Source organism: Amphibacillus sediminis NBRC 103570 (genome assembly GCF_001552275.1).
In the GTDB taxonomy this organism is placed as follows: Bacteria; Bacillota; Bacilli; order Bacillales; family Amphibacillaceae; genus Amphibacillus_B; species Amphibacillus_B sediminis.
Genome location: NZ_BCQW01000045.1, coordinates 1 through 9,943 on the forward strand (window position 1 = coordinate 1; position 9,943 = coordinate 9,943).

Annotated in this window: 8 protein-coding genes; 5 read left to right on the top strand and 3 right to left on the bottom strand. The window is 30.3% G+C overall.

Features of this window, described 5'->3' with window-relative positions:
* The first annotated feature begins 690 nt into the window (after positions 1–690).
* Complete coding sequence (locus tag ASE01S_RS14885) at positions 691–1,329, top strand: DUF6037 family protein (RefSeq protein WP_067844219.1); 639 nt, start codon at positions 691–693, stop codon at positions 1,327–1,329.
* Positions 1,330–1,470: 141 nt separating this feature from the next.
* On the opposite strand, the gene ASE01S_RS14890 is transcribed toward ASE01S_RS14885, so the two are convergent.
* From ASE01S_RS14890 to ASE01S_RS14900, 3 genes are all read right to left on the bottom strand, one after another.
* Entirely contained in the window at positions 1,471–3,063 is a 1,593-nt protein-coding gene (locus ASE01S_RS14890) for a hypothetical protein (protein WP_067844222.1), read from the bottom strand.
* Between the two features lie 62 nt (positions 3,064–3,125).
* Positions 3,126–5,891, bottom strand: coding sequence for a DNA methyltransferase (locus ASE01S_RS14895; RefSeq protein WP_067844225.1), 2,766 nt, complete (start codon positions 5,889–5,891; stop codon positions 3,126–3,128).
* 5 nt (positions 5,892–5,896) lie between these two features.
* Positions 5,897–6,754 (bottom strand): helix-turn-helix domain-containing protein, encoded by an 858-nt coding sequence (locus tag ASE01S_RS14900; RefSeq protein ID WP_067844228.1) that lies wholly within the window; start codon positions 6,752–6,754, stop codon positions 5,897–5,899.
* A 243-nt stretch (positions 6,755–6,997) separates the two neighbouring features.
* On the opposite strand from ASE01S_RS14900, the gene ASE01S_RS14905 reads away from it, so the two are divergent.
* The 4 genes from ASE01S_RS14905 to ASE01S_RS14920 all read left to right on the top strand — a co-directional run bounded on the left by ASE01S_RS14905 (position 6,998) and on the right by ASE01S_RS14920 (position 9,772).
* Complete coding sequence (locus tag ASE01S_RS14905) at positions 6,998–7,324, top strand: hypothetical protein (protein WP_067844231.1); 327 nt, start codon at positions 6,998–7,000, stop codon at positions 7,322–7,324.
* A 35-nt stretch (positions 7,325–7,359) separates the two neighbouring features.
* Complete coding sequence (locus tag ASE01S_RS14910) at positions 7,360–8,622, top strand: FtsK/SpoIIIE domain-containing protein (RefSeq protein WP_067844234.1); 1,263 nt, start codon at positions 7,360–7,362, stop codon at positions 8,620–8,622.
* A 116-nt stretch (positions 8,623–8,738) separates the two neighbouring features.
* Positions 8,739–9,572, top strand: a complete 834-nt coding sequence (locus ASE01S_RS14915; protein ID WP_067844236.1) for a rolling circle replication-associated protein — start codon at positions 8,739–8,741, stop codon at positions 9,570–9,572.
* A gap of 5 nt (positions 9,573–9,577) precedes the next feature.
* Complete coding sequence (locus tag ASE01S_RS14920) at positions 9,578–9,772, top strand: helix-turn-helix domain-containing protein (RefSeq protein WP_067844239.1); 195 nt, start codon at positions 9,578–9,580, stop codon at positions 9,770–9,772.
* Positions 9,773–9,943 lie beyond the last annotated feature (171 nt).

Consider the following 9,943-nt stretch of genomic DNA (forward strand, 5'->3'; position numbering starts at 1 on the left):
CCCTCCATGACTTGTCATTTAATTATGAAGCTAGTTAATTATATCACCGTCGTAAACAATGCTCAAATCCAGTAGATCCCTCGTTTGCAGTCCCCAAATATCTTAAGCTCTGTTCAATATACAGGGGGGGCATTACTACGTTCTACAACTATCGGAGCGTAGTATGCCAAGACACATTCTCGAAAAACAACACATGAGGTTCTACCTAACGCTTGGTTAACGTCAGCTTTTAAAAAAATAGACATTAATGAGATTACATTCACGGGTTTAGACACACGCATGTATCACTTTTATTTAATGCAGGAGCATCCATTAAAGAGATCCAAACACCATGAACGTCTATACGCATGTTACAAGTTTTGTCGCTGAAAAAACAGCTTCTGCATTCGAAAAATTGATGAATTCAGATTAAATGGAGTCAAAATGAAGTCAAAAACTGATTTTGAGTATAATTAAAGCCCCTTCTCCAAATTGGATGAGGGGCTTTAAAGATTGAAATATTAACGTTTTGAGAAATATATTGATTAACTCAAAGATTTTATGAAACATGTAAATCCTTTTATATCAACGTTTACAAGACTTTTAAATGGACTTATAATTATATATATGGATAAAAACACATGGTACTTGAACCAATTTGAACCAAAAAATAATATCTATTAGAAATATATAAATTAGGAGGAATATAATATGAATCATGTTTTTCATAACTTGAAAAGCCTAAGAGACGATATGATTAAAAACGGCTGGATCATTGACTCTTTCACTTTTAAATATAAGAATATAAACTATGTTGCACTTGTACACTTACCTCAAAGAAATGAAGAAGTACCAAAATATGCATTAGTACGCTTAGAGTTTATCAACCTGGAAGATATTTCTCAAAAACTAGAGCTATATGCAAATGTAGTTAAACTACTTATAGATGCAAAAACATTAAGGGAATTTTTGGGCATTCAATATAGTAACAACTTAGGGGATATTTTAATTCAATTCAATCATCATTTAGCAAAGTTTATTCCTACACAAGTCTCTACTAATAAGAGTAAAGATGAGAAGGAGCAAATAATAAATTCATTGAGTATTAATGATTCAGAAGATCCAAAGAAAGTTTATTGCTTTGGAGTTAAAAGAAACCCGTTGAAGAAAAATGGACAACCTGCAATGCGAACTCCTTTTAACGATAACAAAACAAAATATTTAAGAACTGAATTGTATGATTTATTAGGAAAAGATAAAACATTAAGTTTTTTATTTTCTAGTGATCCCAATAAAGAACGTTCAACTGAAGATATCATTAAAAGCTGGAGTGAAAAAAAGATCCAATAAACAATTATATCGTGTATAAAAGAAGAACTCCCCACAAATTATGGGGAGTCTTTTTATAAACTTGACTTATTACTTATTCATCAAATTCTAGATAAAAAATTCATATTACAAAAACCAACTTGTATCATAATCAGTACCTGATTAGCCAAAATTATAAAAGTTTGGATTCCAATTATACTCTACTTGGTTCTTTATTATCTTGTATGTATTTCTATCTATAATTGGATTTTTTATTTCAAACTGTTTACTTTTGTCATATTGCACCTGAACTAGAAAATTTTTGTTCGACGCTACCAAAGCTCTTTGTTTAGGTGCTCTTACCTCTTTTTTGTAGACCACAAACCAAATAATATCAGCTTCCATATCACCATGCTTAACCTTATGATTTGTAAATCCATAGTTTTCTAATACGCGCAGTTTATCAATGGCTCCATTGATAACTTTTTCAATGTGTTTCCTATTCATCACTTTTTTTACATAAATTACTGCACGAAATCTTTTTTTATCTGGTAAGCTTATATCTTCTATTTCCTTTATTACAAAATCCTTATTTTCTATATCTGGATAATATCTAAATAGATCTTCGAATTTGTTTCTAGACTCTTCATTTACAGGATACATAATAAAATCTTGAGTCTCTTTGATAAGTTCCACTACTTCTTTTTCATCTATTTTTCCATCTATAAACTTTTCAATTATTTTCCCCGATACTCTCATAAATGAAGTTATTGTTTTATCAGCTTCAAAAGTTACCAACACTCGATCGTTTGAACACAAGTTTCTCAATCCAAATATCCTTGCAGCTGTATGAACCCCATAGAAGAACCTTTGTGGAATATCTAAATTATTATGCTCCAATAGAACGTTTAATTGCTTAGCTTGTTGTTCATTATGGAGAGTAATTTCTTCTATATTTTTACATTTGATTTTAAGTGTACTCATACTCATTCTTTCAAAAAATTTCACTACTTCACTTTTAACATCATTGTTTCTATACACATCATCAAAGGTTATTTTATTTTCTATTAAATATTTTAAAAACGACATGATTAATCCATTAACACTATCAAATAAACTAATTGCTTTATCTCTCACTTCATATACAGAATGTTCTTCTGTCACTGAACGGCTTCCATCACGATAAGTAAAGTAAATTTTATTCTGCTCAACTTTTACTCCATCATGTGACATCGCATTCCTTATGTTTGGGTCGGCTATATTTAAAATATTATCATAACTTCTTGTAGACAGACACTGCATTTGTTGTCTGAGAGTTCTTTGATTCAATTCTTTCCCTTCAATTTCACCTTGGTATTTTAGATATAACTGAAGTATTTTAGAGTATGGGCCATTTAATAAATCGTTATAAATATCTATTAGAAATAATGATGTTTTTAATTCCGTGTTCCCTTTAAAATTATCCATAAGATCCATTTTCTGTTTTATATTATTAATACCTTCATATGAATCTATTAATAAATCCATATTTTCAAGAATAATATTTTTCATTAATGAATTATTTAATGTTTCTTCAAAAAATTCTAGTTTCTGACTCCCCTTCTCTATTATTTCTCTATCCCAATGTTTTAGATGATTATCAATATGATAATTATATAAAATTGGATTATATATAGCCGGTATAAATTCTGCTTTTTTAAATACTTTCAAAAATTCATCGTGAAGTTCTTTTAAACCTCCTTCATAGGTAACTTCCCACCAATAAATATAATCCATGAACAATTCTATCTCACAACTCCTTTCCATAATCTGATTAAACATGTTTTTATTAACTTAGATCATTTCGTCATTTCATTATACATTTCAAACAATCTTTCCACGGCATCACTTTCTTTAGTCGTACGAACATCCATCCCATAAATATCCATGACCAAGCGATCGTTAGCTTGATGGGCCTTTCGTAGTTCTGATGGCATTGTTAATTCATCATATAAATCTGCCAAGCTAGATTTGGGATATAATTTTCTTGCATCTAAAATATTTTGAGCCGTATTCTCCAATTTCAACTTTTGTTCTTGTTTTAATTTCATCCACGGAAAGTTATTATAAACAATTGATGCTGAATATCTATAATCACTTTTTAATCTTCCTGCAACTGTTCTCATCCAGGACATATGGATATTTGATGAAAGAATTGCAAAGTGATACAGCTTCGCTTCCGGAATAATCAAAACCAAATTTGAAGCTAGTACTTCTTTTGACATAAAACCTATAGGAATATACCTTCTCCGTTCCGATGACACACTTGGGATTAGTAAGTAGTTAGAACCCGGAATGTTTTCAACATGAAATCTAGTAGGTGTTTCTGCTAACTTTCTGGTTCCAGGACTTTTACTAGCTAATCTATAGTCTCTAACTGCTTTTATCCTTTCTAAAGATTTAGGCATTTTCCTTAAAATATTCGGTGGACAATCACCTAACCATAAACAATATCTTGGTTCTCTATTTATAAACTCTCTTGCTCCATACCATTCTTTAAACCATTTTGCACTTTGTGGCTCACTTTGGATAAATAACTCTTTCTCCTCTAGTGTAAATAAATAATTTCCATTATCAATTGGTTTATTACCTATTCCCATTTTTGGTATATCACTAATAGGTGTTGTTCTACTGCTGATAAAAATGTCTTCGGCATCAAGCAAATAACCGTTTATATTATTTGCAAGTTCAATCTGCTCATCAGAAACATAGATTTTTTTATCCTTATTGTCGACTTGAGAGAAACCAATAATCACGCAATGAACAGCTGCCTTATCTTTAGCTTCACTATTCCAATTAAATGTCCGATAAGCAAAGTTAATGAAAATATTATTTTCCTTCATTAAGTACTTCCATAGAATCGGTACTTGCTGTCCTTGGGTAATGGAGTTTGTTGATACAAAAGCACACTTAATATTCGACTGGTTAATAAATTGAGCAGCCTTCCCATACCAACCGGCTACATAATCTAAATTTCCAACACCTGTTAATTTGCCAAAGACACCTTTTAATTCATCCGTTTGTTTCGATGTCATTAATCTTGCACCAACAAAAGGAGGATTTCCTATAATATAATCTAGATCCCTTTTATCGATAATATCGTGCCAATTCATTTCAAGCGCATTGCCTTCAATAATGTTTGTGTATGACTCAAGAGGTAGGAAATCCACATTCGAATAGATAAGATTTTGCGTTTCTTCAAACATTTGGCTTTCTGCAATCCATAAAGCAGTTTTAGCTACTGATACAGCAAAATCATTTATTTCTACTCCGTAAAATTGATCGAGTGTAACTTGGATTAAGTCATCTACTATATACATTGATCTGTAATCAATAGATAGTTTCAATGCTTCATTTTCTAATCTTCTTAACTCTAAATATGTTTCTGTTAAAAAGTTACCTGATCCTGCAGCTGGATCTAGAAATGTTAAGCGACCTAATTTTTTTTGGAATTCTTGTGCTCTTCTTCGAATGGCTGCTGGTTGTTTAAGTTGTTTAATTTCATTTAGTTCATTTTTCAAATCATCCAAAAATAGTGGGTCGATAACTTTATGTATATTTTCAATAGATGTATAATGCATTCCACCTTCACGTCTTTGGTCAGGGTTTAAAGTACTTTCGAACACTGAACCAAAAATTGTTGGGCTTATTTCGGACCAATCAAAACTACTCGAAGCATTATCTAATATTAATTCTCTTAATCGTTCAGTAAATTGTGGGATTTCAATATTTGTATCTTTAAACAAATCACCATTGACATAAGGAAATTTCGCTAGCATGTCATCTAAATAAGGGTCTCTATCTTCTTCCTTTGTATTTAATACGTTAAACAAATCAATAATTGCATTTCGAAAATGTCTTGCACTAAATTCGGATAAATAGTCATGGAGTAGTCCCTTTTTTCTAAACAAACCAGCATCTTCAGCGTAAAAACAAAATACGAGACGTACAGATAATTGATTAATACTTTCTAAACTGTGTGGTTCATTAGGGTCTTTATATTGCTTAAGTAATTCGTCATAAATTTGTCCTACTAATTCTCCTGCTTGAATAGATACTTTCGTTTCTTTTTCTATCTGTGTGTTCGTTTTTTCTATAAGAATTTCCAAACGATAGTATTCATTTTTTAAATTCTTCAACTCTATAATGGCAGGTTCAGAATTCGGCCTTTCCATATCATAGATATAAAATTCTTTAAAATTACATGTAATAATCCATCTTGGCCGTTTTGAATAAGGTAAAGTTGCAGAATAACGCATTGCTTGTTGAAATGGCGTTAAATAAGTACCGTCCGATTGTCTTATACCTTTATTTAAATCTCTATCTCTTCCTTTTTGCTCAATTAAAACGTTTGTCTTTTCAATATAGCCATCGATAAAACTTGTATTATCCATCATATTTTGTACTGAGTCTTCGAAAGTAATATACTCGACTGGATTTTCAATTCCATATACATTTTGAAGCAAGTCTAACCAAAATGACTGACTATCTTGTCGTTCATTACCTCGGTCAGCCCACCTTTTATAAAACTCTTCCGCTGCTTTTTTTCGTTCTCTCATATTCATATTTATCACCCTTTATATATTGATTTCGTTTTGGAATTTCGTTGTTTTTCATAATTTAATTCAACAATACTGTTTAATTTTGATTCGATACCTGAGATTCGCTCATTCAATTCGCTCTCAATCTCATCCCATTCACGCTGCTGAAGATTCATTAATAGACTTGAATCATTTACGCCATAATACTTTGGATCCTCACTTTGAGCTGTTTTTTCAAAGAATAGAACATTATTTGTTACTAGCCAATTTATATCCCTCATAATCCGGTTCAACAATGGTTTGGTATCATCATTCATTCTAGATAAAGTGTCTATTAGGAATAAAAATATAGGGCCGTTTTGTTTAATATTTTTCTCAGACAGCAAATCATTCAAAAACGGTAAATATTCCTGCTGAACCTCAATATCTTTTAGAAACTGAAATTGAGATGCAATTCTTTCTGGCTTTATATAAGGAATGAAGCTTTTCTCTTCATCGATTAACATTTCATCAAAGTTATCTATTACTTCTCTTGCAATAGTAGCAAATTCATTGTAATTACCTACGGAAACTTTCCGTTTGTTAAATAAATTCACAATATCAAAAAACTCTTTCTCTGAAACTATTTCGTAAATATTCAAATATACAAGTACATCTGTTACATAATCTTCAACATCCCCATATAATATCCAACTTTCACTAACGTCATTTTTATCAGCTAATAGTTTTAAATAATTTGGACGTGGAATGCTCACTCCTCTTTCCCATGAATTAATGCTTGAAACTGGTATATCTAAATATTCACTGAACTCCTTTAGTGTCATATCCCTTTTTTCCCTCAATGATCGAATTCTTTCTCTCACTCCATCTCTATTATATTCAAACATATAATCATCATCCTTTTTATTGTTTTATTCGTAATTCGTATTATTACTTATATCTTACTACATTAAAGAGGAAAATACATTTTTTTATTTTATATAATTTTTATAAAAGAATAAAAGTTTTCGTAATTCGTATTTATCCCTTTACAAACTGTTTAATACATGATAAATTATATTTATAACTTGTTTACGAGTTACGAATTAGTAATATTTCGTAACTTCGTAAGTAGATTGGAGGTGAAATTTATGGCTATTCGTGTCAATGACCTTTTAGATTTAAGCAAGATAGGTAAAAAATTTATGCTTGTCGAACCACCAGAGCCTTACACAAAATTTGTTGACGGTAAGAATACTGGAGAAATTGAGGGTTATAAATATAGTATTGTTCTACCTGAATTTTTATTTGAAAAAATTGAGGTCAAAATTGAACAAGACGAACCTTCTATTTCTAAAGATGTTATCGAAAAGGAAAAAAGTATTGAGGTTAAATTAGAAGGTCTACAGGCCTTTGTTTATTCGTTCAACAACCGCGTGGGTATTTCATTTAGAGCAAAATCAATCTCGATTGTTTAATTTTATCAATTTATTATTAAGATAGGATGATAACTATGTTTAAAAACAGAAAAATAAAGGTGAAATTTTACGGGGTTAACTTAAAATTCAAGTTATACTATTATGCAGTTTTATTAATACTTCTTGCATTATTAATAACATTGTCAATGTATATTGAAGTTGAATATTTTGGAAAATTTAAATGGTCCATAGTTATCATCTTCTTAATATCAGTTTTCTTTGAGTATTTCACCAGTGAATTTTCGCTTAGTGAGTCACAGCGAATCAAAGCTAAACTTAAAAAGGTAATAAGAGACAACAAACTATTTATTAAAAGGGTATTTTTAAACGATTCAATAGAAATGAAATTTTATACAAAAGAAAAACACTTATATGTAGAAGCATATCCGAAAGGTGTCGATTATCTATCTAAATTAGAAAAACTAGGAAAAGTAATTGAAACGACTTTAAGTTTATCATTAATCGACAGTAAAAATAATAATGCTGATCGCTTCACTTATATTTTTGAAAAGAACAAACCTAATAGAATATATGTACAACATGAGTTGTTTAAAAATAATAGAAAAGGAATTATCTCTTTAGATAGTGAAAAATCTTGGAATTACAGTAAGTATCCTCATGCTATTGTCGCTGGGAAAACTGGAGGAGGAAAAACATATTTTATTTACTATCTAATCCTATCTTTTCTTTCTCAAAATTCTACAGTTTTTATCGGTGATCCAAAGCAAAAGGATTTATATTCTTTAAAACACATAATTGGAGAGAAATATGTCGAAAGTTCCGCCAATGGAATTGCTAAAATTCTAAGACTTATGTATGAAGAGATGGATAAAAGAAATGAAATAATGACCGAGGGTGGATTAAATGATTTTGGAAAAGATTATCGTGATTATAACTTATCCCCTGTTGTTGGTGTGTTTGATGAAATAAGCGTTGTTAAAAATGATGATTTAAAAGTAGCAAAAGAGATTGATAGGTTATTAGCTCAAGTCATTATGAAAGGCCGACAATATGGTGTTTTTGTTATATTAGCAACTCAAAAGCCTGATGCTGAAACAATCCCTACAAATATTCGTGATCAAATTTCATTAAGGGTAAGTTTAGGAAAAATGTATCGCGAAGGTCTGAAAATGACTTTAGGTGATGATTTTGATGAGTTGCCTGCCGGTGAACAGTCCCAAGGACAAGGTTTCATCTTTATAGATGGTGAAGGCTGGTCAATGCCGAGAACTTTCAAGTCCCCATGGTTTAAAAACAATGAAATAGATTTATTCAAAGCTGTATCAAAATACAATTAAAGATTAGCTAGATTATATTTCAAGTATCAAAACAATGCCTGCGACGTGAGTCGCAGAAGCTGGAAGCGTGCAAGTGGAACGTTTGTTTTGATACTTGAAAGCATGAGCGATAGCGAATGCTGTTAACTTGTTATATATACAAATTTGGGGAGAAAACTCACTTAAAGGAGGTGAGTTCATGCATCAATTATTATAACACTAAAATAGTTGAAACAAGCTTTAAGGAGATTTATGAGTACGAAACGATTATTGCTCACGGGTATGAAGTAGATGTTGAACAAGAAAGAACTTATACAAGTTTTGAAGATGCTTCGCTTAAACAGAAAAGTGAACGAATTAAAAGAATGAAAAAGTATCATAAAAATCAAAGATGGGAACTAAGTAGATTAATTGATGTGAATTTTGATAACAGGACAAGCTTTATCACGATTACCTTTAAAGAAAATATAACGGATATAGAATATGCAAATGCAGAATTTAAAAAGTTTATTAAAAGATTGAATTATAGATTGTTTAAAACTAAAAAAGCAAAATTAAAATATATTGCAGTTTGGGAATTACAAAAGCGTGGTGCCATACATTATCATATTATATTTTTTTCATTACCTTTTATTGCACATAAAAAATTAAAGGAACTATGGCCATTAGGATCAATTAATGTTAAAAAAATAGATGTAGATAAGAAGGAAAACATTGGAAGGTATATTTCAAAGTACTTCGAGAAAAACCTTGATGATACAAAGACTTTATTAAAATATATAAATAAAAAAAGAATTTTTAAATCTAAAAACTTAAAAAAACCTCACGTTTCTTATGAGTTTAATGATAAATTTAAAGAGTTTAATGCTGAAGATATATTATTTCAAAAAGAATATACTGGATATAAAAAAGTGGATGGTGAGTACGAAGAATATGTAATTAGATATACCAAATTGAAAGCGGAGGAGTGATAATCATGACACAACAAGTGGAGAAGCAACTACCATATCTTTTAACTCGGGAACAAGCTTCTAAATTTTTAGGGATTGACCCTAAGAGTTTTGATAAATATATTCGGTATCATGATCAGCTGGAACGATTTATGATTGGTAGACATGAACGCTACACGGTTGCTTCTTTAATTAAGTTTATCGAAGAACATTCGATTTAAAAAACATCTTGCTAGTAGCCTTAACTATTAAGTTGAGGCTACTCTATATAAATTATATCTAAAAGAGAGTGATTGTATGGCTAGTATTATAAAAAGAGGAAATTCATATAGGGCACAAGTTTCTTTATACCAAAATGGAAAGCACCAAAAGTATAAATGTCAACTTACTTA

Coding starts and splice junctions, on each gene's coding strand:
- ASE01S_RS14885 (WP_067844219.1), top strand. CDS start 691: ATGAATCATGTTTTTCATAACTTGAAAAGCCTAAGAGACGATATGATT.
- ASE01S_RS14890 (WP_067844222.1), bottom strand. CDS start 3,063: ATGGATTATATTTATTGGTGGGAAGTTACCTATGAAGGAGGTTTAAAA.
- ASE01S_RS14895 (WP_067844225.1), bottom strand. CDS start 5,891: ATGAATATGAGAGAACGAAAAAAAGCAGCGGAAGAGTTTTATAAAAGG.
- ASE01S_RS14900 (WP_067844228.1), bottom strand. CDS start 6,754: ATGTTTGAATATAATAGAGATGGAGTGAGAGAAAGAATTCGATCATTG.
- ASE01S_RS14905 (WP_067844231.1), top strand. CDS start 6,998: ATGGCTATTCGTGTCAATGACCTTTTAGATTTAAGCAAGATAGGTAAA.
- ASE01S_RS14910 (WP_067844234.1), top strand. CDS start 7,360: ATGTTTAAAAACAGAAAAATAAAGGTGAAATTTTACGGGGTTAACTTA.
- ASE01S_RS14915 (WP_067844236.1), top strand. CDS start 8,739: ATGCTGTTAACTTGTTATATATACAAATTTGGGGAGAAAACTCACTTA.
- ASE01S_RS14920 (WP_067844239.1), top strand. CDS start 9,578: ATGACACAACAAGTGGAGAAGCAACTACCATATCTTTTAACTCGGGAA.